Genomic DNA, 563 nt, shown 5'->3' on the forward strand with positions numbered 1-563 from the left:
CCACTCTCAACCGTTCGCGCACCGCCGCCGGTGCCCGGCCGGTCGGCCCCGGCTCCCCGGTCACCCGCGGAGGTGCCAGGGCGCGCAGGCCCGGTGGGTTCCCGGGAGAGCGTGGCTCCAGCACCATGACCGAGGCCCGCACCCGCGTCCCCGGTGCCAGATCCCGCCACCCCTCCCTGGCCAGGACCGCCACGTCGAGGCGGGCCACTCGCGCCGACTGTCCTGATCCGGTGACCTCCACCCGCAGCGGGACCATCACCCCGCCTCGACGCAGCGGGCGATCGAACCCCGTCACCACGCCCTCGACACCCGTGCGGGTGTCGACGAGCGAGACCAACGGATGCGCGGCGAGCGCGTGCGACCGCGCCGCCTGGACGCCGGCGCCGATCGCCCCCAGTGCACATGCGACCGCGAGTACCCACAGTGCCGTGTGGTCCGGGCGCTCCCCCGCTCCCACGGACACCGACCAGGCCACAGCGATCACCGCCGCGGCGAGCAGTACCACCGCGAGTGCGCAGGCCGCCGCCGGCCGCATCCCCAGGGTGACCGCGGTGGTGACGAAC

General features: G+C 75.7%; 1 protein-coding gene. It reads right to left on the reverse strand.

Annotated features, from left to right (window positions below; genetic code table 11):
• A partial coding sequence (locus IY392_RS17820) for a DUF4131 domain-containing protein (RefSeq protein ID WP_194861959.1) occupies positions 1-563 on the reverse strand: 563 nt, incomplete at both ends.

The sequence above is a fragment of the Dietzia sp. SYD-A1 genome, from assembly GCF_015356725.1.
Classification (GTDB): Bacteria; Actinomycetota; Actinomycetes; order Mycobacteriales; family Mycobacteriaceae; genus Dietzia.